The 25,951-nt window shown below is 45.2% G+C and carries 23 protein-coding genes, 1 pseudogene and 1 riboswitch; of the genes and pseudogenes, 15 read left to right on the forward strand and 9 right to left on the reverse strand.

The window, feature by feature from the left end; translation table 11 throughout:
• Window positions 1–165: 165 nt before the first annotated feature.
• A complete protein-coding gene (acuI, locus tag DUN60_RS14180) occupies window positions 166–1,146 on the forward strand; it encodes an acrylyl-CoA reductase (NADPH) (protein ID WP_114634134.1) in 981 nt (326 codons plus the stop codon).
• 135 nt (window positions 1,147–1,281) lie between these two features.
• Here acuI and DUN60_RS14185 read toward each other — a convergent pair whose 3' ends face one another.
• Window positions 1,282–2,223, reverse strand: coding sequence for a LysR family transcriptional regulator (locus DUN60_RS14185; protein ID WP_102442617.1), 942 nt, complete (start codon window positions 2,221–2,223; stop codon window positions 1,282–1,284).
• A gap of 156 nt (window positions 2,224–2,379) precedes the next feature.
• The gene (locus DUN60_RS14190) at window positions 2,380–2,565 is read right to left on the reverse strand and encodes a hypothetical protein (protein WP_004736674.1); all 186 of its coding nucleotides are present in this window, start codon (window positions 2,563–2,565) and stop codon (window positions 2,380–2,382) included.
• A 149-nt stretch (window positions 2,566–2,714) separates the two neighbouring features.
• Between DUN60_RS14190 and tusA the strand changes: the two genes are divergently transcribed.
• Entirely contained in the window at window positions 2,715–2,966 is a 252-nt protein-coding gene (tusA, locus tag DUN60_RS14195; protein ID WP_004736675.1) for a sulfurtransferase TusA, read from the forward strand.
• A gap of 83 nt (window positions 2,967–3,049) precedes the next feature.
• On the opposite strand, the gene DUN60_RS14200 is transcribed toward tusA, so the two are convergent.
• Together DUN60_RS14200 and DUN60_RS14205 are read right to left on the reverse strand one after the other, a co-directional pair.
• Complete coding sequence (locus DUN60_RS14200; protein ID WP_083994945.1) at window positions 3,050–3,304, reverse strand: hypothetical protein; 255 nt, start codon at window positions 3,302–3,304, stop codon at window positions 3,050–3,052.
• 151 nt (window positions 3,305–3,455) lie between these two features.
• Window positions 3,456–4,010: a TMEM165/GDT1 family protein gene (locus tag DUN60_RS14205; RefSeq protein WP_017077289.1), complete on the reverse strand. Its 555-nt coding sequence runs from the start codon at window positions 4,008–4,010 to the stop codon at window positions 3,456–3,458.
• A 92-nt stretch (window positions 4,011–4,102) separates the two neighbouring features.
• Window positions 4,103–4,220: riboswitch (yybP-ykoY riboswitch) on the reverse strand.
• Between the two features lie 210 nt (window positions 4,221–4,430).
• Here DUN60_RS14205 and glyQ point away from each other — a divergent pair.
• From glyQ to DUN60_RS14225, 4 genes and pseudogenes are all read left to right on the forward strand, one after another.
• Window positions 4,431–5,360 carry a glycine--tRNA ligase subunit alpha gene (gene glyQ, locus DUN60_RS14210; protein ID WP_004736678.1) on the forward strand — a complete coding sequence of 310 codons (930 nt, stop codon included), beginning with the start codon at window positions 4,431–4,433 and terminating at the stop codon, window positions 5,358–5,360.
• 2 nt (window positions 5,361–5,362) lie between these two features.
• The gene (glyS, locus tag DUN60_RS14215; RefSeq protein WP_114634135.1) at window positions 5,363–7,429 is read left to right on the forward strand and encodes a glycine--tRNA ligase subunit beta; all 2,067 of its coding nucleotides are present in this window, start codon (window positions 5,363–5,365) and stop codon (window positions 7,427–7,429) included.
• 202 nt (window positions 7,430–7,631) lie between these two features.
• A pseudogene (locus DUN60_RS14220) lies at window positions 7,632–9,718 on the forward strand (alpha-amylase).
• Between the two features lie 255 nt (window positions 9,719–9,973).
• Window positions 9,974–11,224 carry a valine--pyruvate transaminase gene (locus DUN60_RS14225; protein ID WP_114634136.1) on the forward strand — a complete coding sequence of 417 codons (1,251 nt, stop codon included), beginning with the start codon at window positions 9,974–9,976 and terminating at the stop codon, window positions 11,222–11,224.
• Window positions 11,225–11,443: 219 nt separating this feature from the next.
• Here the strand turns inward: DUN60_RS14225 and DUN60_RS14230 are convergent, their stop codons facing one another.
• The 5 genes from DUN60_RS14230 to dnaA form a co-directional block, all read right to left on the reverse strand.
• Window positions 11,444–11,878 carry an Hsp20 family protein gene (locus DUN60_RS14230; RefSeq protein ID WP_114634137.1) on the reverse strand — a complete coding sequence of 145 codons (435 nt, stop codon included), beginning with the start codon at window positions 11,876–11,878 and terminating at the stop codon, window positions 11,444–11,446.
• A gap of 504 nt (window positions 11,879–12,382) precedes the next feature.
• Entirely contained in the window at window positions 12,383–14,800 is a 2,418-nt protein-coding gene (gene gyrB, locus DUN60_RS14235) for a DNA topoisomerase (ATP-hydrolyzing) subunit B (protein ID WP_114634138.1), read from the reverse strand.
• A gap of 17 nt (window positions 14,801–14,817) precedes the next feature.
• The gene (gene recF / locus DUN60_RS14240) at window positions 14,818–15,897 is read right to left on the reverse strand and encodes a DNA replication/repair protein RecF (protein WP_114634139.1); all 1,080 of its coding nucleotides are present in this window, start codon (window positions 15,895–15,897) and stop codon (window positions 14,818–14,820) included.
• An 81-nt stretch (window positions 15,898–15,978) separates the two neighbouring features.
• Window positions 15,979–17,079 (reverse strand): DNA polymerase III subunit beta, encoded by a 1,101-nt coding sequence (dnaN, locus tag DUN60_RS14245; RefSeq protein ID WP_017073815.1) that lies wholly within the window; start codon window positions 17,077–17,079, stop codon window positions 15,979–15,981.
• A gap of 81 nt (window positions 17,080–17,160) precedes the next feature.
• A complete protein-coding gene (gene dnaA / locus DUN60_RS14250; protein WP_017081729.1) occupies window positions 17,161–18,582 on the reverse strand; it encodes a chromosomal replication initiator protein DnaA in 1,422 nt (473 codons plus the stop codon).
• Between the two features lie 309 nt (window positions 18,583–18,891).
• On the opposite strand from dnaA, the gene DUN60_RS14255 reads away from it, so the two are divergent.
• The 9 genes from DUN60_RS14255 to mioC all read left to right on the forward strand — a co-directional run bounded on the left by DUN60_RS14255 (window position 18,892) and on the right by mioC (window position 25,710).
• On the forward strand, window positions 18,892–19,641 hold the full coding sequence (locus DUN60_RS14255; RefSeq protein WP_054548324.1) for an amino acid ABC transporter substrate-binding protein: 750 nt from the start codon (window positions 18,892–18,894) through the stop codon (window positions 19,639–19,641).
• A 129-nt stretch (window positions 19,642–19,770) separates the two neighbouring features.
• Entirely contained in the window at window positions 19,771–20,442 is a 672-nt protein-coding gene (locus DUN60_RS14260; protein WP_004735796.1) for an amino acid ABC transporter permease, read from the forward strand.
• Entirely contained in the window at window positions 20,439–21,176 is a 738-nt protein-coding gene (locus DUN60_RS14265; protein WP_004735798.1) for an amino acid ABC transporter ATP-binding protein, read from the forward strand. The genes DUN60_RS14260 and DUN60_RS14265 overlap by 4 nt, the downstream gene beginning before the upstream one ends.
• Window positions 21,177–21,382: 206 nt before the next feature.
• The gene (rpmH, locus tag DUN60_RS14270; protein ID WP_004735800.1) at window positions 21,383–21,517 is read left to right on the forward strand and encodes a 50S ribosomal protein L34; all 135 of its coding nucleotides are present in this window, start codon (window positions 21,383–21,385) and stop codon (window positions 21,515–21,517) included.
• 45 nt (window positions 21,518–21,562) lie between these two features.
• On the forward strand, window positions 21,563–21,886 hold the full coding sequence (gene rnpA, locus DUN60_RS14275; RefSeq protein WP_017055478.1) for a ribonuclease P protein component: 324 nt from the start codon (window positions 21,563–21,565) through the stop codon (window positions 21,884–21,886).
• Window positions 21,853–22,110, forward strand: a complete 258-nt coding sequence (gene yidD / locus DUN60_RS14280) for a membrane protein insertion efficiency factor YidD (protein ID WP_004735802.1) — start codon at window positions 21,853–21,855, stop codon at window positions 22,108–22,110. The genes rnpA and yidD overlap by 34 nt, the downstream gene beginning before the upstream one ends.
• A 2-nt stretch (window positions 22,111–22,112) precedes the next feature.
• Window positions 22,113–23,735 carry a membrane protein insertase YidC gene (gene yidC, locus DUN60_RS14285; protein ID WP_054548323.1) on the forward strand — a complete coding sequence of 541 codons (1,623 nt, stop codon included), beginning with the start codon at window positions 22,113–22,115 and terminating at the stop codon, window positions 23,733–23,735.
• Window positions 23,736–23,865: 130 nt separating this feature from the next.
• Entirely contained in the window at window positions 23,866–25,227 is a 1,362-nt protein-coding gene (gene mnmE, locus DUN60_RS14290) for a tRNA uridine-5-carboxymethylaminomethyl(34) synthesis GTPase MnmE (RefSeq protein WP_004735804.1), read from the forward strand.
• Window positions 25,228–25,275: 48 nt separating this feature from the next.
• On the forward strand, window positions 25,276–25,710 hold the full coding sequence (gene mioC / locus DUN60_RS14295) for an FMN-binding protein MioC (RefSeq protein WP_114634140.1): 435 nt from the start codon (window positions 25,276–25,278) through the stop codon (window positions 25,708–25,710).
• Window positions 25,711–25,951 lie beyond the last annotated feature (241 nt).

A 25,951-nucleotide genomic window follows, 5' to 3' on the forward strand; every position in this document is an offset into this window, starting at 1 on the left:
GTCCAATAATGTATCGATTCGTTCAGCGAACTTAGCAAGAGAAAAAGCGCCACTCACATCTATGCACAAAATGCATAGACTCAATGTTGATGTTTCATTATTTTTTCTTCGATGATTCAACTAAAGTTACTTCAGTTTCCTAATATTCCTCCCACGGAGCAGATCATGTTTAAAGCACTTGTACTAAACCAAGAAGATAAAAAAACTATCGCATCAGTATCTCAAATTGATGAATCTCAATTACCAGAAGGTAACGTGAAGGTTAATGTGAGCTACTCTTCTTTGAACTACAAAGATGGTTTGGCGATTACAGGTAAAGGGCGCATTGTTCGTAACTTCCCTATGGTTCCTGGTATCGACCTTTCAGGTGTGGTTTCACAATCTGATGACCCGCGCTACAAAGCAGGCGACGAAGTTGTTCTAACGGGTTGGGGTGTTGGTGAAGGTCACTGGGGTGGAATGGCTGAGAAAGCGAGCCTAAACGGTGATTGGTTAGTGCCAATGCCAGCGGGTCTAGACGCTAAGAAAGTCATGGCGATCGGTACAGCAGGTTTCACAGCAATGCTTTGTGTGCAAGCTATCGTAGATGCAGGCATCAAACCAGAAGACGGTGAGATCCTAGTAACAGGCGCAAGTGGTGGCGTAGGCAGCGTGTCTATTACGCTACTTAACCAGCTGGGTTACAAAGTGGCTGCGGTGACTGGTCGTGCTTCTGCAAACGGTGAACTACTTAAATCACTAGGCGCGACACGCATTGTAGAGCGTGCTGAACTAGAAGAACCTGCTAAGCCACTAGAAAAACAACTGTGGGCTGGCGCTATCGATACAGTAGGTAGCAAAGTACTTGCGAAAGTATTGGCACAAATTGATTACAACGGCGCGGTTGCGATGTGTGGTCTAGCGGGCGGTTTTGACCTACCAACCACGGTAATGCCATTCATTCTGCGTAACGTTCGCCTACAAGGTGTGGACTCGGTAATGTGCCCTCGTGAAAAACGTATTAAAGCTTGGGAACAACTGGCTGAGCTATTACCAGAATCTTTCTACACTCAAGCAACCAAAGAGGTGTCTTTAGACGGTGCAATTCAAGCAGCGGAAGACATCACTAACGGTCAAATCACTGGTCGCGTAGTCATTAAACTATAGATTCTCAAACATAAAGTTATCAAACCTTAAGCAACAACTTTAGGCTTGGATGACCTAAAACAACAAAGGGCTGATTTTTATCAGCCCTTTTGCATTTTGGTCATTTGGTTCGAGTAAACCAAAACTAGATCTAAGTTAACCCAAACCTACATCCGCAATACGCTTCTGAATCAACTCACCACACTCTTCTTTTACTACTCTTCTTAACCATTGTTGCGAGGCAGAAGAATCGCAGCGCGAGTGCCAGATCAGCGAGTAATCAAACGGCATAAACTCAAATGGTAATGGCTTAACAACCAAGTCATAGCGCTCTGCCACCAAATAAGCCAGATCGGCTGGTACAGTGATCACCAACGGCATTCTATCGACAATCGCTAATGCGGCTTCAAGGTGATAAGCACGCAGCACCATTTTACGTGGGTTTTGATTGGCTAAAGCATTATCTAATAACGCTTTAACACCATCACTAATCGCAATCATCGCATGCGGGAGTAAAACATAGTCTTCAAGGCTTAAAGGCTGATCCGCCAATGGGTGGTTTTTAGATAACAGACACGACACACCGACCGGCCCCAAGACCTCTTGATGAAGTGGTGCAACGCTGCCACTCGGTCGACAGATCGCCATATCAACACGTTCGGTGCTGAGTTGCTTAAACAAATGCTCATGCTGCAGCGGTGCAAACTCCAAAGATATGTTCGGCGCTTGTTCATAAATCTTAGGCAATGCATAAGGCAAGATGGTTTGCATCGCGTAGTCAGTAGTCGCAATCAGAAAGCGTTCGCTGCAATAGTAAGGATCGAAATCACTCGGGCTCAGCAGTTGGCGGAATGACTCTAAAGGCTGATCAATACGCTGACTGATTTCGAGTGCTTTTTTGGTGGGAATAAGGTGCTGACCTTGGCGTGTAAACAGCGGATCGTTAAGTAGTTCTCTTAAGCGCCCTAACACTCGACTGGTTGCCGATTGACTTAAGTTAAGACGAAGCGCAGCCTGGCTAACACTACCCTCTTCAATCAATACTTTTAAGGCGACCAATAAATTAAGGTCTCTACGATAGATGTCTTCTAATTCCACGCCACTTACCTAGTTGTATACAACTGTCATTAGTTACTAAGTTGTTTATAGCATGCTTTAGATAAAAAAAATCCCGCAATTATACGGGGAAGCCCAAGAAAATCTGGGGATAGTGTCGGAATGTTGTCGTATCGGAATTTGCTTGTTGTATTCGGGTTAGTGCTCTTGCTCTTCGGCTATACCTTGCCAACGGCGCATCTCTACCCAAATACCAATAATCGTTGCTACTATGCCAAAGATAGGCATCAGTGAGGTCTCTGTCGATGAGCGCAAAACTAACGCACAGAAAGAAATAAAACAGAGAACTGAATAAATTGTTAATCTATCTAATCCTGTCAACATCGCCACTCCTTAGCTAGTTGCCTTTGCTTCAAGTTGTTATCAACTTGTTAACTAAGTTATAGGAAATGATTCTGTTTGCCAAGCACTTATTGCATATTTTTTCTGCAGACGTATTATTCACTCGTTAGATAGAAATAGAGATACAAACCATGACATTCAAACCTGAACTGGCAACCCATACTTTAGAAGCTGAAGGCCTACGTTGCCCGGAACCAGTAATGATGGTCAGGAAGACAATTAGAAACATGCAGGATGGCGATGTGTTACTGGTAAAAGCTGACGATCCTTCGACAACTCGAGATATCCCGAGCTTTTGTCGATTCATGGATCACCAGTTGGTAGGTCAAGCGACAGAAACGTTGCCTTACCAGTATTTGATCAGAAAGGGATTGGAGGCATAACGCCCCACCGAGTATCAAGCATCAAAAAAGCCGCTCGTACCTTATGTTCTTCAACAGAACTCAGAGTACGAGCGGCTTTTTATTTATTCGTTTCTAGGCTTGTTTTGCAGATGCTCAAGCTGATGCTGAATTTCTCGGATATCTTTGCGCATAGGAATAATATGCGCCACTCGAATCCAGGCCTCTACCGCAAGCCCAGTCATGATCATCGAACCAGCCACCATTGGTAGCCACATGTCCGTCAACACCATGCCTAATAGTGTAAGTGCAAGACCAAAGGTAAATAGATAACTTTGGCTTTGTGGAGTAATACCCATATAACGCGTCAACATAATCATGCCCTCGTGTTCTTAACTCACAAGATTAAAATATCATGACAAGTATGACAGTTATATGTCCATTCGCTCGATAAACCCGACAATACTGTAAGAGTATGACCTACAACACATTACTCTACTGGTTGAGTATAATAAGACTCAATACCACCGCTTAATAGAAAGCCGCTGCGATAGCCAAACCCACGAATAACAAAGCCGTGATCTTGCGAATCAGGTCAAGAGGCATCTTATCTGCCGATAACTTACCAATGATCACCACTGGCACATTCGCCAGCAACATACCAATGGTAGTGCCGAGAATCACCCACGTTAATGCATCCGAATATTGAGCCCCTAGAATGGAGGTCGCAATCTGAGTCTTATCGCCAATCTCAGCAATAAAGAAAGCGATAAAGCTGGCGACAAATGGGCCTCGATTCGAGATCTGCTCATCGTCATCCAATTTATCCGGAATAAGAATCCAGCCCGCCATAGCGATAAAACTGACCACCAGCACCCATTTTAAGATTTCAGGAGATAAGTAATCTGCGATAACGACACCGAGCCATGCAGCAAGAGCATGATTGGCAATGGTGGCAAAGAAGATAGCCGCGATAATAGGTATCGGCTTGCGATATCGACTGGCTAATAAAAGGGATAGCAACTGAGTCTTATCACCGATCTCGGCTAAGGCGACAGTTGTAATTGAAATTGCTAAAACGCTCACGACATGCTCATTTGGGACGGAGATTATTATATTTAACCAAAGACAAACCTCGCGCCCCATCCCGGTTCACGATGCTTGTCTAAGGTCTTGCTAAGCACCACCAAGGTGGTGGTTGCCTCGAACGCCATGATGATTTTGCATCAATTATGTTGACGGACGAACTCATTCAATAGGATATGAATAAGTAAGCTACTCCCCAAAGACCGCGAGATTTTAATCACCCACGCTTTCAAACACAAGTGTCAAAGTTATCAAAATATCCACTTGTGCCGAAAAACAAACATTAAAGGCAAAAAAATCCACTAAACGACATTTTAGACCACTAATTAAACAAGATTACCCCTACTCGCTTTACCAATATCTCGGTATACTCAGAGGTTATTTTTCTCATTCATTTAAAAGAATCGCGCGAACCTGACTATGCAAAAATACGATATCAAAACCTTCCAGGGAATGATCCTCGCGCTGCAGGATTACTGGGCACAAAACGGTTGTACCATTGTTCAACCACTAGATATGGAAGTAGGTGCTGGCACCTCTCACCCAATGACATGTCTACGTGCACTTGGCCCAGAGCCAATGTCTACGGCATACGTTCAACCTTCTCGTCGTCCGACCGATGGTCGTTACGGTGAAAACCCGAACCGCCTGCAGCACTACTATCAATTCCAAGTAGCTCTAAAACCTTCTCCAGATAACATCCAGGAGTTGTACTTAGGCTCTCTTGAAGTTCTTGGTGTCGACCCGCTTGTTCACGATATTCGCTTCGTAGAAGACAACTGGGAAAACCCAACGCTAGGCGCATGGGGTCTTGGTTGGGAAGTATGGCTAAACGGTATGGAAGTGACTCAATTCACTTACTTCCAACAAGTTGGCGGCCTTGAGTGTAAGCCTGTAACTGGCGAGATCACTTACGGTATCGAGCGTCTAGCAATGTACATCCAGGAAGTAGACTCTGTTTACGACCTTGTATGGAACGTAGCACCAGACGGTTCTAACGTGACTTACGGTGACATCTTCCACCAAAACGAAGTTGAGCAATCAACATACAACTTCGAGCACGCAGACGTAGATTTCCTATTCACTTTCTTCGACCAGTGCGAAAAAGAGTGTAAAGAGCTACTTGAGCTTGAGAAGCCACTGCCGCTTCCAGCTTATGAGCGCATTCTAAAAGCAGGTCACGCATTCAACATCCTTGATGCGCGCAAAGCTATCTCTGTAACAGAGCGTCAACGTTACATCCTTCGTATCCGCAACCTGACTAAAGCTGTTGCAGAAGCGTACTACGCGTCACGTGAAGCACTTGGCTTCCCAATGTGCCGATCTGTAGAAGAAAAGGAAGGTAAATAATCATGGCGAAGAATTTTCTAATTGAACTGGGTACGGAAGAGCTTCCACCAACGGCACTTCGTTCTCTAGCAGAAGCCTTTGCTTCTAACTTTGAAGCAGGTCTTAAAACGGCTGAGCTTTCTCACGAAGGCATCAAGTGGTACGCAGCACCTCGTCGTCTAGCACTTAAAGTGACCGCCCTGGCTGAAGGCCAAGCAGACAAAGTCGTTGAGAAGCGCGGCCCTGCAATTTCTGTAGCATTCGATGCTGAAGGCAACGCGACTAAAGCTGCACAAGGTTGGGCTCGTGGTAACGGTATTACTGTTGAGCAAGCTGACCGTCTGAAAACAGACAAAGGTGAGTGGCTTCTTTTCAAACAAGAAGTGGCTGGCAAACCAGTTCAAAAATTGGTAATGGACATCGCTGCGAAAGCACTGGCTGGCCTACCCATTCCTAAAGCAATGCGCTGGGGTAACTCAGACATCCAATTTATCCGTCCAGTGAAAACACTGACAGTACTACTAGGTGATGAGCTTGTTGAAGGCAAAATCCTAGGTGTAGCTTCTGCTCGTACTATCCGTGGCCACCGTTTCATGGGCGAACAAGAGTTCACTATCGACTCTGCTGACCAATACCCTGCGATCTTAGAAGAGCGCGGTAAAGTAATGGCAGATTACGATGCGCGTAAAGCGATCATTCTTGCTGATGCTAAAAAAGCAGCAGATGCGGTTGGCGGTATTGCTGACCTAGAAGATGACCTTGTTGAAGAAGTTACCTCTTTGGTTGAATGGCCAGTAGTGCTTACTGCTAAGTTTGAGCAAGAGTTCCTAAAAGTGCCTTCTGAAGCTTTGGTTTACACCATGAAAGGCGACCAGAAGTACTTCCCTGTATACGATTCAGAGAAAAACCTACTACCGAACTTTATCTTCGTTTCGAACATCGAGTCTAAAGAGCCTCGTCACGTTATCGAAGGTAACGAGAAAGTTGTACGTCCACGTCTTGCTGATGCTGAATTCTTCTTCAACACCGACCGTAAGCGCCCGCTTATCGACCGTCTTGCTGAACTAGATCAAGCTATCTTCCAGAAGCAACTGGGCACTATCAAAGACAAAACAGACCGCATCACAGAACTTGCAGGCTACATTGCTGAGCAAATCGATGCTGACGTTGAAAAGTCTAAGCGCGCAGGCCTACTGGCTAAGTGTGACCTAATGACATCAATGGTATTCGAATTTACGGATACTCAAGGTGTGATGGGCATGCACTACGCAACGCACGATGGTGAAGACGAGCAAGTAGCACTGGCACTTTACGAGCAGTACATGCCTCGTTTCGCAGGTGACACACTACCAAGCACTGGCATATCTTCTGCTGTAGCAATGGCAGACAAGCTAGACACTATCGTAGGTATCTTCGGTATTGGCCAAGCACCAAAAGGTTCTGACCCATTCGCTCTACGTCGTGCATCACTAGGTGTGCTACGTATCATCGTTGAAAACGGCTACAACCTAGACCTAACTGATCTAATCGGTAAAGCGAAAGAGCTACTAGGCGACAAGCTAACTAACGACAACGTAGAAGCTGACGTTATCGACTTTATGCTAGGTCGTTTCCGCGCATGGTACCAAGATGCTGGTTTCAGCGTTGATATCATCCAAGCGGTACTAGCACGTCGTCCAACCAAGCCAGCTGACTTTGACCAACGTGTTAAAGCGGTTTCTCACTTCCGTGAACTGGAAGCAGCAGAAGCACTAGCAGCAGCGAACAAGCGTGTAGGTAACATCCTTGCGAAATTCGATGGCGAACTACCAGCAGAAATCGATCTAGCTCTTCTTCAAGAAGACGCAGAGAAAGCGCTGGCTGAAAACGTTGAAGTAATGACGGAAGCACTGGAACCAGCATTCGCGACAGGCAACTACCAAGAAGCCCTAAGCAAGCTTGCTGACCTACGTGAACCCGTTGATGCATTCTTCGATAACGTAATGGTGATGGCTGATGACGAAGCGCTTAAGAAGAACCGTCTAACGCTACTGAACAACCTACGTAACCTGTTCCTACAGATTGCTGACATCTCTCTACTGCAAAAATAAGCACGAGTGAGATTGTTGCTCTAAGTCATACTCTGAGTAACTAACTGTAAACACCCAAAGGGAAGCGAAAGCTTCCCTTTTTGTTTTTGTGAACCAAGCATTTGTTTGTAGAGGTGTTATTGATTAACTGAATGAATCAGCACTCAGACTGTAGAGGGCATTGTTTGCTATAAATAACCTGTTTATTCAGGGGAAGGGAACAATGAAAAAAACAGTACTCGCGCTTTCAATACTCGCACTCAGCGCATGCAGCCAAACCAGTGATAACAGCTTATTGCTGACAATTGATAACAACACTGTCGTATTTGAATCAACAGGTAAAGGCACAGTTATTGCTGAACAGGAACTCGCTAAAGGTAGCTATACCTTCTCTATCAGCGATACTCAAAATACCTGTGGTACCAACTTTGCGCTGGCTGAAGAGAGCCGCATCAAATTCAATAAGCCCCTTCGCCTAGACGACTGCGCCGATAAATCTGAAATTGATATTAAGGTCTTTCGTGCTAACACCTACCAATTTACGCTCAACCCTCAGACTAATGAGCTGACGGTTCAAGTAAAGCCAAAGCAGCAACAAGTACAAAGCTTTGCTTGTCCGGTTCCTAGTGATCAGCCAACCACTATCGATGTTGCTCAAACCTTTGATGATGGCACCGTGGTAAGAGACGCTCTTTCAGGCAAACAAGTCACAGTAACTAATGGCAGCGTCACCATGCAGCCTGCAGAAAACAGCCAAGGTGTTCTGCTACTAGAGAAAGTAGAACCAGAAACCAAAGCTGATTTTAGTTGGGACAACGCCACGGTTTACTTCGTGATGACCGATCGCTTCCACAACGGTAACCCTGACAACGACAATAGCTATGGTCGCAGTCAAGATGGACAAGATGAAATCGGCACCTTCCACGGTGGTGACCTAGCAGGCTTAACCGAAAAGCTCGACTACATTGAATCGCTCGGGGCCAATGCTATCTGGATTACCTCTCCACTAGAGCAAATCCACGGCTGGGTTGGCGGTGGTGATCGCGGTGACTTCAAACATTATGGCTATCATGGCTACTACCATCAAGATTGGACTAAGCTCGATGACAACATGGGTACCGAAGACGAGCTGAAAACCTTCATCGATACCGCGCACAGCAAAGGCATTCGTGTCGTTTGGGATGTGGTAATGAACCACACTGGCTACGCCACGCTTGCCGACATGCAAGAGTTCGATTTTGGTAAACTCAACCTGACCGATGACCAAGCTAAACAAACGCTTGGTGAGAACTGGACCGACTGGCAACCAAAGGCAGGTCAAAACTGGCACTACTTCAATAACTTCATATCCTACAGCGACCAAGACGCTTGGGAAAAGTGGTGGGGTAAAGCGTGGTTGCGCAGTGATATCGGCGCTTATGACTCTCCGGGTTACAACAACCTCACCATGTCTCTGGCGCACCTACCCGACTTTAAAACTGAATCAACAGAGACCACTGGGCTGCCTAATTTCTATCGCAACAAGTCCACCAGCGCCACGGATGAACTCCAAACCCCTCGTGAACATCTCATCACTTGGTTGTCTGACTGGGTACGTGAATATGGCGTTGATGGTTTTAGAGTCGATACCGCCAAGCACGTTGAGTTAGATGCGTGGGCAAAGCTTAAAGAGAGCACGAACCAAGCGCTTGCAGAATGGAAGCAAAACAACCCAGACAAAGCGTTGGATGACCTACCATTCTGGATGACGGGTGAAGTATGGGCACACAGCGTGGTGAAATCAGACTATTTCGCTAACGGGTTTGATTCGATCATCAACTTTGAATTCCAGAGTGATATCGCACCCAAAGCACTTAAGTGTCTATCCGATCTCGATGCTGACTACCTTCGCTACGCAGACAAGATCAACAGTGACAGCGAGTTCAACGTGTTGAGTTACCTCTCGTCTCACGACACCTCGTTATTCTGGACACAACACGGCAGTGACTTTGCAAAACAGACCAAAGCTGCAAACGCGTTGATGCTGGCTCCCGGTGCAGTGCAGATCTATTACGGTGATGAGATTGCACGAGATTTTGGCCCAACAGGATCAGACCCGATGCAGGGCACCCGTTCAGACATGCCTTGGGATCAAATCACAGGCGAACGAGCGCAACTGTAGAACACTGGCAAACCCTTGGCCAATTCCGCCAACGCCACCCAGCGGTTGCTCAAGGCAAGCACATCATCCGTAACAGCAAGGGCTACTATGCCTTCGAGCGCCAATACCAAGATGACAAGGTGTTGGTTGTGTACACCGGCTCGAAATAATCGTTCATTGACATAAAATAGTAGAAACTAAAGGGGAAGCTTCGGCTTCTCCTTTTTTGATCACGAAATACTCGTTCAATAAGAAAGCAGACACTCATTAGTTAAACTTTATAGAAGTTTTTTTCGTGTTAGAGCATTTGGCGCTATGCGTCGCAAAAACATTGCGGTATGTTCAAGGAACACACTGATGGTAGACATAAGGTCTGCCTTAATGACACATAACAAGCAATCACAATGAATTAGGTAAAATAAGTAATGCAGTTCTCTAAGTTTGGTGAAAAGTTTAATCGATACTCTGGAATCACTCGTTTAATGGATGATTTGAATGATGGCCTGCGCACTCCTGGCGCAATCATGCTCGGTGGTGGCAACCCAGCCGCTATCCCAGCCATGCTCGATTACTTTAACCAAGCCAGTGCCGACATGCTCGCCAGTGGAGAACTCATCGCCGCCCTCGCCAACTACGATGGTCCGCAAGGCAAAGACAGCTTCATCAAGTCGTTAGCTACAATGCTAAAAGATACTTACAGCTGGGACATCAGTGAGAAGAACATTAGCCTAACTAATGGCAGCCAAAGTGGCTTCTTCTACTTATTCAACTTGTTAGCAGGTCAGCAGCCAGATGGCTCGCACAAGAAAATCTTGCTGCCAATCGCGCCTGAGTACATCGGTTACGGCGATGCTGGCATTGATGACGATATTTTTATCTCTTACCACCCAGAGATCGAGTTGCTTGAAAACAGACAGTTCAAATACCACGTCGATTTTGAACAGCTCAAGGTTGATGATTCAGTTGCCGCTATCTGTGCTTCTCGCCCAACCAACCCAACCGGTAACGTGCTGACTGACGAAGAAGTCCGTAAACTGGATAAACTAGCGCGTGAAAACAACATTCCGCTGCTGATCGATAATGCTTACGGCTTACCGTTTCCAAACATCATCTTTGAAGATGTTGAACCGTTCTGGAATGAAAATACGATTCTGTGCATGAGCCTATCCAAGCTAGGCTTGCCAGGCGTGCGCTGCGGTATCGTGATTGCGAGCGAAGAAGTAACACAAGCACTGACCAACATGAATGGCATTATCAGCCTAGCACCCAATAGTGTTGGTCCTGCGATTGCTAACCACATGATTGAAAAAGGCGATTTACTGCGCTTAAGCAGCGAGGTAATCAAACCTTTCTATAAAGATAAATCTCTACGTGCAGTTGAGCTCTTACAACAAGCGATCGATGACCCTCGCTTCCGTATCCACAAGCCTGAAGGCGCGATTTTCTTATGGCTATGGTTTGATGAGCTGCCGATTACCACCATGGAGCTGTACGACCGCCTCAAAGCTCGTGGCGTATTGATTGTTCCGGGTGAATACTTCTTTATCGGCCAAGAAGACGAATGGGATCATGCCCATCAATGTCTACGCATGAACTACGTGCAAGATGATGAGGCGATGCAGAAAGGCATTTCAATCATTGCTGAAGAAGTGAAAAAGGCTTACTCAGAACAGTAATAAAACCTTTTAGGTTACTGTAGGCCAAATACAATAAAGAGCACCTCATAAGGTGCTCTTTCACTTTTACTTCCCGATAGTTTTTGTCACTTGAATACCCTAAATAATTGGGGGTTCAGCTAGGCGACTAGAAAATTCAACCCGATGAGCATAGGGAACCTATGTGATTAGGGGGAATTTACGACGTCAACAACGCTGTAGCTTCAAGTATGACGGGTATTAGCCTTCGATTAGACCATTACCATTAATAGCAATCTTACGTGGTTGCATCGCTTCTGGGATTTCGCGTTCTAGGTCGATGTGAAGAAGACCATTTTCCATACTTGCACCTACCACTTTTACGTAGTCAGCCAGTTGGAATTTACGTTCGAAATCGCGCTCTGCAATACCTTGATATACGAAGGTTTTCTCTGCTTCAGCTTTACGCTCACCTTTAACAATTAACATGTTCTCTTTTTGAGTAAGATCTAATTGGTCATCTGCAAAACCAGCGACTGCCATAGTAATACGGTAGTTATTCTCGTCTTTTTGCTCGATGTTATACGGAGGGTAACCGCCAGAAGCATTTTTTGATGTGTTCGCTTCCATCATATTGAATAGACGATCGAAGCCGATTGCGTTGCGGTAAAGTGGAGTGAAATCTACAGTTCTCATAATGCTATCCTTTTAGTAAGCAATAGTCTTAGCCGTGAATTTTACTGAGTTCGAACCTGTGTGTGACCCAGTAAACAGCTAAGGGATTCAGTTCGCATTCCTCGGGTTTCACCTCTATTGGCGACAACGCTGGGACATGGCAATGAATCAATTTTTAAATTGTGTGCTGACAAAGTTATCCTCTCTTGAGCGATACTTCGTCAGCGATAATGAAGGTTCTGTTTCTTCTCTTGTAGAGCAAGACAGTCATCCTCTTCACAACTAGATATGTGGATTGAGCAAAATAGTTTCAAGGGATTATTTTCAATTATTTTTCCAATCCAATATTTTTCAGTCACTTAAAAACAAAAAAGACCGCCATTTTTGGCAGTCTTTTTAATAACAAATTTAGTTTTTTGAGACGAAGCTATTTCGTTTTAGTTCAAGGAAGAGGCGCGGAGCATACGAATGTATGTGAGCACCTCTGACACAGAAATTAAGCGAAAAAGCAAAGTATCAAAGGTACTAAACGTCTAGGTTTGCTACTTTCAATGCATTCTCTTCGATGAAGTTACGACGAGGCTCTACTTGGTCGCCCATCAACGTTGTAAACAACAGATCAGCACCAACAGCATCTTCAATCGTTACTTGCATCATACGACGAGTTTCAGGATCCATTGTCGTTTCCCAAAGCTGATCAGGGTTCATCTCACCTAGACCTTTGTATCGTTGTAGGCTCAGACCACGACGAGACTCTTTCACTAACCAGTTCAGAGCTTCAACAAAGCTAGAAACCGCTTGAGTACGCTCACCACGCTTGATGTAAGCGCCTTCTTCAATCAAGCCGTCAAGCGCTTCAGAAAGATCTGCTAGCTTACCAAACTCTTTCGAGTTGATAAGGTCAATGCTCAGTACATGTTCGTGAGTAACACCGTGTGTACGCACTACAATCTTAGGAACGCTTAAACCTAGCTCTTCGTGTTTTTCAACTTCAAGAGAATATTGGCTCGCACCCGCTTCTTTGCCGTTTAGCTGCTCTACAAGCTGCTTACCCCAAGCTTCAACGGCTACTTCATCATGACACTGCTCAGCGGTTAGGCGAGGTACATAAATCAGTTCGTGAATCAATGCGCGTGGGTAACGACGGCTCATACGATCAACCAGCTTAATACCCGCATTGTATTGATGAACAAGCTTCTCTAAGCCTTCACCAGCAAACGCAGGCGCTTCAGGGTTTACGTGCAATTCTGCATTGTCTAAAGCTAAAGATACTTGATACTGGTTCATCGCATCTTCATCTTTGATGTACTGCTCTTGCTTACCCTTCTTCACTTTGTAAAGTGGTGGCTGAGCAATGTAGATGTAACCACGTTCAATCAACTCTGGCATTTGACGGTAGAAGAACGTCAGTAGCAGGGTACGGATGTGAGAACCATCGACATCGGCATCGGTCATGATGATGATGTTGTGGTAACGCAGTTTATCTGGGTTGTATTCGTCACGACCAATACCACAACCAAGTGCTGTGATGAGCGTTGCAACTTCTTGAGAAGAAAGCATTTTATCGAAACGTGCTTTCTCTACGTTAAGGATTTTACCTTTAAGCGGTAGGATTGCTTGGTTCTTACGGTTACGCCCCTGCTTAGCTGATCCGCCAGCAGAGTCTCCTTCCACAATATATAGTTCAGACAGTGCTGGATCTTTTTCCTGACAGTCAGCTAGTTTACCTGGAAGACCCGCTAAATCTAATGCGCCTTTACGACGTGTCATCTCACGAGCTTTACGCGCTGCATCACGAGCACGTGCTGCATCGATAATTTTCGAACAAACGATTTTCGCTTCACCTGGGTTCTCAATTAAGAACTCAGACAGTTTCTCACCCATTGTAGACTCAACCGCAGACTTCACTTCTGAAGAAACCAGTTTGTCTTTAGTTTGGCTTGAGAACTTAGGATCTGGCACTTTCACCGAAACAATCGCCGTCAAACCTTCACGAGCATCATCACCTGATGTTGAAGTCTTCGCTTTCTTCGAGAAGCCTTCTTTGTCCATGAAGCTGTTCAATGTACGTGTTAGTGCACCACGGAAACCCGCTAAGTGAGCACCACCATCACGCTGAGGGATGTTGTTGGTGAAACAATAAATATTTTCTTGGTAACCGTCATTCCATTGCATCGCAACTTCAACGGTAATACCGTCTTCACGCTCATGATCGAAATGGAATATTTTCTGGATAATTGGTGTTTTGTTGGTGTTTAAGTGCTCAACAAACGCTTGGATACCGCCTTCGTATTCGAAGTGATCCATTTTGTCTTCTTCGCGCTTATCAATTAGCTTAATTGATACACCTGAGTTCAAGAATGATAGCTCGCGTAGACGCTTAGCTAAAATATCGTAATGGAACTCGATGTTATTGAAGGTTTCTTCACTCGGCCAGAAACGAATCTCTGTACCTGTTTTGTCCGTGTCACCCACAACCGCTAGTGGCGCTTGAGGCTCACCGTGGCAGTATGTTTGAGTGTGGATTTTGCCACCGCGATGGATAGTAAGAGTAACTTGCTTAGAAAGTGCGTTAACTACTGAAACACCAACACCGTGCAGACCACCAGATACTTTGTACGAGTTATCATCGAACTTACCACCAGCGTGAAGAACCGTCATGATTACTTCTGCTGCTGATACTTTTTCTTCTGGGTGCAATTCAGTTGGAATACCACGGCCGTCATCGCTTACTGACACAGAACTATCTTCATGGATAGTTACGATGATGTCATTACAGTGACCAGCGAGTGCTTCATCAATAGAGTTATCTACCACCTCAAAAACCATGTGGTGCAGACCGGTACCATCATCCGTGTCGCCAATGTACATTCCAGGACGCTTACGTACCGCATCCAGACCCTTCAGTACTTTAATACTCGATGAATCGTAATTATCTGACATAGTTACTCTCTGACTAATTATCCTTGCTCTATTTTGCCATGTTCCACATGAAACATCCTGCTATTTTCGTCATGCATATCTGCAATCTGATCAGCGGTAATAGAGCTTACAAAAACTTGAGCCTTGGTCGCCTTTAAACACTCAGCAAGACGTGCTCGGCGTTGGCTATCTAATTCGGAAGCAAAGTCATCTATCAAGTAGATGCACTGCTTACCTGTCATTTGAGTGAGGTGTTGCCCTTGTGCTACTCGTAGCGCGCACACCATCAACTTCAACTGACCTCGTGACAAGACATCTTCCACTGGAGTGCCGTTCACTTTTATCTTTAGATCCGCTTTGTTTGGCCCACTGAAGGTGTAACCAAGCTGCTGATCCCTTTCAAAATTCTTTTCTAATATCTCGGCGTATGGGGTGTCTTTATCCCAACCTCGATAGTAGTTAATCTTTATCTCAAACTCAGGCAAGAAGGTCGCGCAGATTTCTTCGGCGACTTCTTTAAGCTGTTCAACGTAAGTGGCACGCCACTGGCTGATGCTTTCAGCTAAACGGGCCAATTCTTGATCCCAATAGCTCAGTTCTCGATAGTTCGTCGCCGTTTTCAATAATGCATTACGCTGTTTATTGAGGCGCTTTACCCTGCCCCAAGCATCATAAAAACCCGACTCACTGTGGAAGACTCCCCAATCAATGAATGCGCGGCGATGCTTAGGTCCATCGGTTAGTAAATCAAACCCTTCGGGGTGAATCAACTGCAAAGGTAAGACTTGAGCTAACTGAGCCAATTTTTGCCCAGATTGACCGCTTATTTTAACCTCTGTGGTGCCATCGCGCTGCTTATTAATGCCAATTGGCAGCTCAAATTGATCCGAGGTCAAAAAACGGCCATGGACAAACAGTTCGCTACACTCATTTTGAATGATACGACCGGTTAAGGAGCTTTTGAACGAGCGACCATGTCCGAGCAGATACACCGCTTCAAGGACGCTGGTTTTGCCGCTTCCGTTAGCCCCTATAAGAAAGTTAAAGCCTGATGACGGTTGAATGTCACAGGCTTCAATATTTCTAAACTGCTTTACGATTAAGCGCGATAAAGGCATAACGTCTTCATATTAATCTTCAATCACGGCTCGATAGACAAACGTTGTTGATAAGCAAACATAATGTATAAATAAACACAGTTACAAACGAATCGGCATAACAACGTACATCGCGCTGTCATCTTGTGCATTTTCAATCAACGCACTCGCATTCGCGTCTGACATTGAGATTCGAACCTGTTCACAACGCAGTGTGTTCAATACATCCAATACGTAGCTTACGTTGAAGCCAATCTCTAGCGCGTCACCGTCGAAGGTGACGTCTAGCACTTCTTCCGCTTCTTCTTGTTCTGGGTTGTTCGCCGTAATACGCATCTCGGTATCTACAAGATTAACGCGAACACCACGGAATTTTTCATTCGACAGAATCGCAGCACGAGAAAACGCTGAACGTAACTCATCGCAGCCGGCTTCTAATGTCTTAGTGGTATTTTGTGGCATTACGCGGCGATAATCAGGAAAACGACCATCAACCAGCTTAGAAGTGAAGACATAGTTGTTCACTTCAGCACGCACGTTAGAGTTACCAATCTGCAGCGTTACTGGCTGTTCAGGAGCATCGAGTAGCTTCACCAACTCTTGCACACCTTTACGAGGAACAATGATCTGCTTCTGAGCAAAATCAGCACCCAGTTGCGCTTGAGATACCGCCATACGGTGACCATCAGTTGCAACACTACGTAAGATAGAACCTTCAATCTCAAACAGCATACCGTTGAGGTAGTAACGAACGTCTTGGTTCGCCATTGAGAATTGTGTTTTCTCGATAAGACCGCGTAATTCAGCTTGTGTCACTGACACTTCAACTTCACTGCTCCAATCTTCAATATTTGGAAAATCTGCCGCAGGTAATGTTGCCAATGAGAAACGGCTACGACCAGAACGAACCTGAACACGGTCACCATCCAATACCACAGTGATCACTGAGCTATCTGGCAAACCGCGACAGATATCTAGGAACTTACGTGAAGGTACGGTAATGCTGCCCGCTTCGAAATCACCTTCAAGCGTTACACGGCTGATCAATTCAACTTCTAGATCCGTCGCTGTCATCGACAACACGTTATCTTCTACTTTAATCAGTAGGTTTCCTAGAATTGGAAGCGTTGGCCTGCCACCGAGTGCGCCAGATACTTGTTGTAATGGCTTTATCAGGTGACTACGTTCAATGGTAAATTTCATATCTTGCTCTTACGGTCTAAATGGCACTGCGTAATAGTACGTGGCCAAGATTCTGCTTATTAAGGTTAAGAATACTGTGTATTAAGAAGAAAGGGTACGAATCAAGTTCGAATAATCTTCTTTAATGTCGTGGCTCTCTTCACGCAGCTGAGCAATCTTACGACAAGCGTGCAGCACAGTCGTGTGGTCACGGCCACCGAATGCATCACCAATTTCAGGCAAGCTGTGGTTAGTCAGCTCTTTAGCCAGTGCCATCGCCAATTGGCGCGGACGAGCAACAGAACGAGAACGACGTTTAGATAATAGATCAGCGACTTTGATTTTGTAGTATTCAGCGACTGTCTTTTGAATGTTATCAATGGTGACCAGTTTTTCTTGCAGGGCAAGTAAGTCACGCAGTGCTTCACGCACGAAATCGATCGTGATCGGACGGCCAGTGAAGTTTGCATTCGCAATAACACGGTTCAATGCGCCTTCTAGCTCACGAACGTTAGAGCGTAAACGCTTCGCAATAAAGAACGCCACTTCATCCGCAAGATGAATTTGGTGGTCTTCGGCTTTCTTCATCAAGATCGCCACACGAGTCTCAAGCTCAGGTGGCTCAATCGCAACCGTCAAACCCCAACCGAAGCGGGATTTAAGACGATCCTCTACCCCGTTGATCTCTTTTGGATAACGGTCAGACGTTAGGATGATCTGTTGATTGCCTTCAAGCAACGCATTAAAGGTATGGAAGAACTCTTCTTGAGAGCGCTCTTTGTTAGCAAAAAATTGGATATCATCGATAAGCAATGCATCAACACTACGGTAGTAGCGCTTAAATTCTTCAATCGCATTGTTTTGGAGCGCTTTCACCATGTCTTGAACAAAGCGCTCTGAGTGCATGTAAACCACTTTAGCATTCGGCTTATTATCAACAATGGCGTTACCCACCGCATGCAACAAGTGCGTTTTACCTAAACCAGTACCGCCATACAAAAACAACGGGTTGTAAGCGGTTCCTGGGTTATCAGAAACCTGACGTGCCGCAGCCAAACCCAGTTGGTTCGACTTACCTTCAACAAAGTTATTGAACTTATGTTTTGGGTTCACGTTTGAACGGTGATTAAGGTCAACCGCTACAGGTTCTTCATCACGCCAGATATTGTGTACTGGTTTGCGTGCTTGTAGCTGCGCAGGTGCAGACGACTCAGCAGCTACATCAGCAGCAGTACGTGTACGAGCAGGGGCGATAGCCTCAGACCTTGGAGCAATGACTCGTTTACTTCCAATCTCAAAATGAAGATGCGGGATATCATTACCACAATATTCTTGTAGCAAACGGTTAATGCTATTTAGGTACTTATCGCGCACCCAATCGAGTACAAATCGGTTTGGTGCAAATAGAGTTAGAGTATTACCATTGAGCTCCGCTTGTAACGGACGTACCCACATACTGAATTCTGTAGCTGGTAACTCTTCTTGAAGCTGTTGCAAGCATTGCAACCAAAGCGAAGATGACACGGTGCCCCACTCTATTTAAGTTATATGAAATGACCGCTAATTTTACCTGTTGATAAGTCAGATCACCAGCAATTGATCACAGATCCAGTGAATAAGATCCAAGTTATTCACAATAAATAGTGCAAAACTGGATGGATCCACACATCTTGCCCCTACTTTACTCACACAACGATCCACTTATGCCCGGATCCTTGCTAGTTATCCCCAAATCGAGAATACGATCTGGTTATGGTTAATAACATCTGGTTATTTATTCTATTGAGCATTTTCCCAGTAACATCCAACCCTATAAATATAAGGAGTTACCAAATGAATAACTGGATTAAGGCTGCAATTGCGGCTATCGCACTCTCTGCTGCTACTGTTCAAGCCGCGACTGAAGTTAAAGTCGGCATGTCTGGTCGCTACTTCCCATTTACGTTCGTTAAACAAGACCAACTACAAGGTTTTGAAGTGGATTTATGGGATGAGATCGGTAAACGTAATGACTATAGCGTTGAATACGTAACGGCAAACTTCTCTGGTCTGTTTGGTCTTCTTGAAACGGGTCGAATCGATACCATTTCAAACCAAATTACAATAACGGATGCACGTAAAGCGAAATACCTATTCGCAGACCCTTACGTAGTAGACGGCGCACAAATTACCGTTCGTAAAGGTAATGACAGCATTAAAGGTATCGAAGACCTAGATGGTAAGACGGTTGCGGTAAACCTTGGCTCAAACTTTGAGCAACTGCTGCGCAGCTACGACAAAGAAGGCAAAATCAATGTCAAAACCTACGATACCGGTATTGAACATGATGTCGCTCTTGGTCGTGCCGACGCATTCGTAATGGATCGCCTATCAGCACTAGAGCTTATCAAGAAGACTGGTCTACCATTACAGCTAGCAGGACAACCATTCGAGACAATCGAAAATGCTTGGCCTTTCGTAAACAATGACAACGGTCAAAAACTGCAAGCAGAAGTAAACGAAGCATTAGCAGCAATGCGCGCAGATGGTACGCTAGAAAGTATCTCTCAGAAATGGTTTGGTGCGGACATTACTCAGAAGTAACGACTCACTTTCCCATTTAAGGCCCACTGCTTTACACAGCGGTGGGCTTTTTGCTTTTGTGCACTGATTAAAAAGCCTGATATAACAGTATTTCCAAACAATACTTCCAATAAAAATATGAGATAGATTATGGGATTTGACTTTAATTACATGCTAGGTCTGTTGCCAATACTGCTGAAGTATTTAGGCACCACTATGGAGATGGCAATCTGGGGCTTATTTTTCGCCCTAATTCTATCTTTGATACTGGCGAACATTCGTGTATTCAAAATCCCAGTACTCGACCAGCTTAGCCAGCTGTATATTAGCTTCTTCCGAGGCACACCACTGCTGGTGCAACTGTTTCTTCTATACTATGGCCTACCACAAGTGTTTCCGTGGATGGTTGGACTTGATGCGTTTGGCGCCGCGGTTATCGGCTTAACCTTACACTTTGCTGCTTACATGGCTGAAAGTATTCGTGCCGCGATTATCGGTATCGATCGTAGCCAAATGGAAGCAAGCCTGTCAGTCGGTATGACAACCAGCCAAGCCATGCGTCGAGTGATCTTGCCGCAAGCGACACGTGTGGCACTGCCTTCTTTAATGAACTATTTCATAGACATGATTAAGTCGACTTCCCTTGCTTTCACCTTAGGTGTGGCAGAAATCATGGCTAAAGCTCAGATGGAAGCTTCTTCAAGTTTCCGCTTCTTCGAGGCTTTCTTAGCAGTCGCGCTGATTTACTGGGGCGTGGTGGTTATCCTCACTCGTATTCAAATTTGGGCCGAAGTGAAACTGAATAAGGCGTATGTACGATGATCAAATTACAAAATATCCACAAGCAGTTTGGTGACACCGAAGTATTGAAAGGGATCGACCTCGAAATCAAGCAAGGTGAGATAATTGTCATCATAGGTTCAAGTGGTACGGGTAAGTCTACCCTGCTGCGTTGTGTGAATTTTCTAGAGCAAGCCGATCAAGGTACGATTTCGATTGATGATATCAAGGTTGATACTCAGAAACACACTAAAGCAGAGGTGCTTGCACTGCGCCGTAAGACCGGTTTTGTGTTCCAAAACTATGCACTGTTCGCTCACCAAACGGCAAGGCAGAATATTGCCGAAGGTTTGATTACCGTTCGTGGTTGGAAAAAGCAGCAAGCTCATGAAAAAGCACAACAAATACTCGATGATATTGGCCTAGGAGAAAAAACAGATAGCTATCCAGCAGCGCTCTCTGGTGGCCAGCAGCAGCGTGTTGGTATTGGCCGTGCGATGGCTCTGCAACCAGAGCTTTTATTGTTTGATGAGCCTACTTCAGCGCTCGATCCTGAGTGGGTTGGCGAAGTGCTTAACTTAATGAAAAAACTGGCAAATCAGCATCAAACCATGCTGGTGGTTACCCATGAAATGCAGTTCGCTAGAGAGGTCGCAGACCGAGTGATCTTCATGGCTGATGGTCACATTGTCGAACAGGGATCTCCACAGGATATTTTTGGTAATCCACAGGATCCTAAATTAAAGAAATTCTTAAATAAGGTCGGGATCGAATAAGGATCCTTGTGATTTTAGTTATTCTACGTATAATCCCCCGACCGGAATTTTAGTTAACCCAATCATTGACACTTTTTGTGACAGTGATTACAATTCCGCCTCTTTGTTGAGAGGCGTCGGTTTTCCTTTCTTATATAAAGAAGAGAAAAAATGCCCACGCCGGGTTTAACAAAAACCTAAAACTACTGATCAGTAAGGTAATTACAATGAAACGCACTTTTCAACCTACAGTTCTAAAGCGTAAGCGTACTCACGGTTTCCGTGCTCGCATGGCTACTAAGAACGGTCGCGCAACAATCAATGCACGTCGTGCAAAAGGCCGTAAGCGTCTTTCTAAGTAATCTTTGATTATTTTGAATAAGCTAGCCTTCGGTCGGGAGTTACGCTTGTTAACTCCCGAACATTATCAGAATGTCTTCAAGCAAGCTCATCGAGCAGGCTCCCCTCATTTCACCATCATTGCCCGAAATAACTCTCTTTCAAATCCTCGCCTTGGATTAGCTGTTCCGAAAAAGCAGATTAAAACCGCCGTGGGTCGTAACCGATTCAAGCGTCTTACTCGTGAAAGCTTTCGTAACACTCAACACAAACTTCCTAACAAAGATTTTGTTGTAATCGCTAAGAAGAGCGCGCAAGATTTAAGCAATGAAGAAATGTTCAAGCTACTCGACAAATTATGGCTTCGCCTGTCTCGCCCTTCGCGTGGATAGCGCTAATACCCATCTATTTTTATAGATGGTTTATTAGTCCACTCATCGGCCCACGCTGCCGATTTACTCCAACCTGCTCTTTATATGCGATAGAAGCGTTGAAAGCTCACGGTTTTGTAAAAGGGTGTTGGTTATCAGGCAAACGTCTATTAAAATGCCATCCTTTGAACGAAGGGGGCTTTGACCCCGTTCCACCAGTCCAAAAACAAGACAGAGATAAATAACGATGGATTCTCAACGTAATATCCTGTTAATCGCATTGGCTTTGGTTTCTTTCCTACTGTTCCAACAATGGAACGTAGCTCAGAACCCAGCTCCACAAGCGATTGAGCAGGCACAATCTGGCAGCACCCTACCAGCGCCATCTTATGCAGATGACTTAGACCCAGCTCCGGGCCAACAAGTCGCTTCTGCAAAAACTATCACAGTAACAACTGATGTACTGACTCTGTCAATTGATACGGTTGGTGGTGATGTCGTTCAAGCAAACCTAAATGATTACTCTGCTGAGTTTGATTCTGAAGATACGTTTGTTCTTCTTAAGAACGAACCTGGTCACCAATTTATCGCACAAAGCGGTCTAGTTGGCCCTCAAGGTATCGATTTAAGCAGCACTAACCGCCCTAGCTACTCGGTTTCAGCAGACAGCTTCACGCTTGCTGATGGTCAGGATGAACTACGCATCCCGATGACTTACCAAGCGAACGGCCTTGATTACACGAAAACATTCGTCCTTAAGCGTGGCAGCTACGCAATGGATGTTGAATACGATGTAGTCAACAACTCTGGTACTAACGCGACATTCGGCATGTACGCTCACCTACGTCAAAATGTTATGGATGACGGCGGTAGCTTAACAATGCCAACTTACCGTGGTGGTGCTTACTCTACGGAAGATACGCGTTACAAAAAATACAGCTTCGACGACATGCAAGATCGCAACCTGTCTCTTAACCTAGCAAATGGTCAAGGTTGGGCAGCGATGATTCAGCACTACTTTGCAAGTGCATGGATCCCACGCGACGAAGCAGGCAGCAACCTTTACACTCGTGTAATCGGTAACCTTGGCGACATCGGTGTTCGTATGCCGAACAAAACCATCGCTACTGGCGACGAAGCAAGCTTTAAAGCAACGCTTTGGGTTGGTCCTAAACTTCAAGACCAAATGGCTGCTGTTGCACCGAACCTAGACCTAGTAGTTGACTACGGTTGGTTATGGTTCATTGCTAAACCACTTCATACTCTGCTTTCGTTCATTCAAGGCATCGTTGTGAACTGGGGTCTAGCGATCATCTGTCTAACGTTTATCGTTCGTGGTGCGATGTACCCACTAACGAAAGCTCAGTACACGTCTATGGCGAAAATGCGTATGCTTCAGCCTAAGCTGACAGCAATGCGTGAGCGTATTGGCGACGACCGTCAACGCATGAGCCAAGAAATGATGGAGCTGTACAAGAAAGAGAAAGTAAACCCACTTGGTGGCTGTTTACCTATCATCTTGCAAATGCCGATCTTCATTTCGCTATACTGGGCACTAATGGAATCTGTTGAACTGCGTCACTCACCGTTCTTCGGTTGGATTACTGACCTTTCAGCACAAGACCCATACTACATCTTGCCACTTCTGATGGGTGCTTCAATGTTCCTAATCCAGAAGATGAGCCCGACAACTGTAACGGATCCAATGCAGCAGAAGATCATGACCTTTATGCCGGTTATGTTTACATTCTTCTTCCTGTTCTTCCCTTCAGGTCTGGTTCTTTACTGGCTAGTATCGAACATCGTAACTCTGATTCAGCAAACGCTTATCTACCGCGCGCTGGAAAAGAAAGGCTTACATTCTAAGTAAGTTCGATAATAGAAAGAGATAAAGAAAGGCGACCAAAAGGTCGCCTTTTTGTTTTTAGCTGATTACAATTCAGCTAATTGATTAATCGTGAACGCCCCTTTTTGGCTCTCACATGCTAGCAGGCACAACTATGACTACAGATACGATTGTTGCTCAAGCGACCGCGCCCGGCCGTGGTGGCGTCGGTATTATCCGCGTTTCCGGCCCATTGGCGACTCAGGTTGCCCTAGAAGTAACAGGAAAAACACTCAAGCCTCGCTACGCTGAGTACCTACCGTTTAAATCTGACGATGGCATCGAACTCGACCAAGGCATCGCGCTTTACTTCCCTAACCCGCACTCGTTTACCGGCGAAGACGTATTAGAGTTGCAAGGCCACGGCGGCCCAGTGGTTATGGATATGCTAATCAAACGCATCCTAGCCATTTCAGGCGTACGTGCAGCGCGTCCAGGTGAGTTTTCAGAACGTGCCTTCTTGAACGATAAGATGGATTTAACTCAAGCCGAAGCGATTGCTGACTTAATTGATGCCAGTTCAGAAGAAGCAGCAAAATCGGCGCTTCAATCGCTACAAGGCGAATTCTCTAAACGCATTAATACGCTTGTAGATTCTCTTATTTACTTAAGAATCTACGTTGAAGCAGCGATCGATTTCCCAGAAGAAGAAATTGATTTTCTTGCTGACGGTAAAGTCAGTACTGACTTACAGGCTATCATCGATAACCTCGAAGCTGTACGCCAAGAAGCGAATCAAGGTGCGATCATGCGTGAAGGCATGAAGGTCGTGATTGCAGGTCGCCCAAATGCCGGTAAATCGAGCCTATTGAATGCGCTGTCTGGCAAAGAATCTGCGATTGTGACCGATATTGCCGGCACCACACGTGATGTATTGCGTGAACATATCCATATTGACGGTATGCCACTGCACATTATCGATACCGCAGGCCTGCGTGATGCCTCTGATGAAGTAGAAAAAATCGGTATTGAACGCGCTTGGGAAGAAATTGCTCAGGCAGACCGAGTTTTATTTATGGTTGATGGCACGACAACAGACGCAACAGACCCGAAAGATATCTGGCCAGATTTCGTTGATCGTCTACCAGACAACATCGGAATGACGGTAATTCGTAATAAAGCGGATCAAACCAGTGAAGAGTTAGGCATTTGTCATGTTAACGATCCAACCCTAATTCGCTTATCAGCAAAAACAGGCCAAGGTGTCGACGCTCTGCGTAGCCATCTCAAGGATTGCATGGGCTTTGCTGGTGGTCATGAAGGTGGCTTTATGGCGCGCCGCCGCCACTTGGATGCACTAGAACGCGCATCGGAACACCTTGATATTGGGCAACAGCAGCTTGAAGGCTACATGGCCGGAGAGATATTAGCAGAAGAGCTTCGTATCACCCAACAGCACCTCAATGAGATCACAGGCGAGTTCAGTTCCGATGATCTTTTAGGTCGAATCTTCTCTTCATTCTGTATCGGTAAATAACTATAAAGGCTGGCTTACGCTGGCCTTTTCTTTTGTAAGGACAGCTTAATGATCCACATTATTACAGGCAGCACCTTAGGTGGCGCTGAATACGTTGGCGATCACCTTAACGATCTTCTAGAGGCTCAAGGGCACGAGATAGAACTTCATAATCAGCCTGAATACAATAATATTCCTCAGCAAGGTACTTGGTTAGTGGTGACATCAACACATGGTGCGGGCGATTTTCCTGATAATATCCAACCGTTGATCAACGCATTGACTCAAGAATCTCCAGATTTAAGTGCTATTCGTTATGCTGTTATCGCACTTGGTGATTCAAGTTACGATACCTTCTGTTCTGCGGGAAAATCAGTCCACAGCCAACTGAAAAAACTCGGTGCACAGCCTATTTCAGACTGCTTTACCATCGATGTATTGGAAACTCCGGTACCTGAGGATGCAGCTGAAGAGTGGTTTAACGATCATAGTGACCAGTTCTAGTCCCTCAATTTCCCCCTAAAGCGGCTTATGCCGCTTTTTTTGTCTCTGAATATCGTGACTGTGAATAACTTTTTTGAAAAAAATTCGAAAATTAAAGCAAAAACCTCAATTTTCTCTGTGGATAAGATCATACATATACGGTGATTAACCTATAGTTATCCAAATAACAACTTTCAAGCCAATTCCCCCCTGTGAATAAGTAGCCATTTTGATCCCAGCTAATCCTCATCATGATCAAAGT

Origin of the sequence: Vibrio splendidus (genome assembly GCF_003345295.1) — a bacterium.
GTDB lineage: Bacteria > Pseudomonadota > Gammaproteobacteria > Enterobacterales > Vibrionaceae > Vibrio > Vibrio splendidus_K.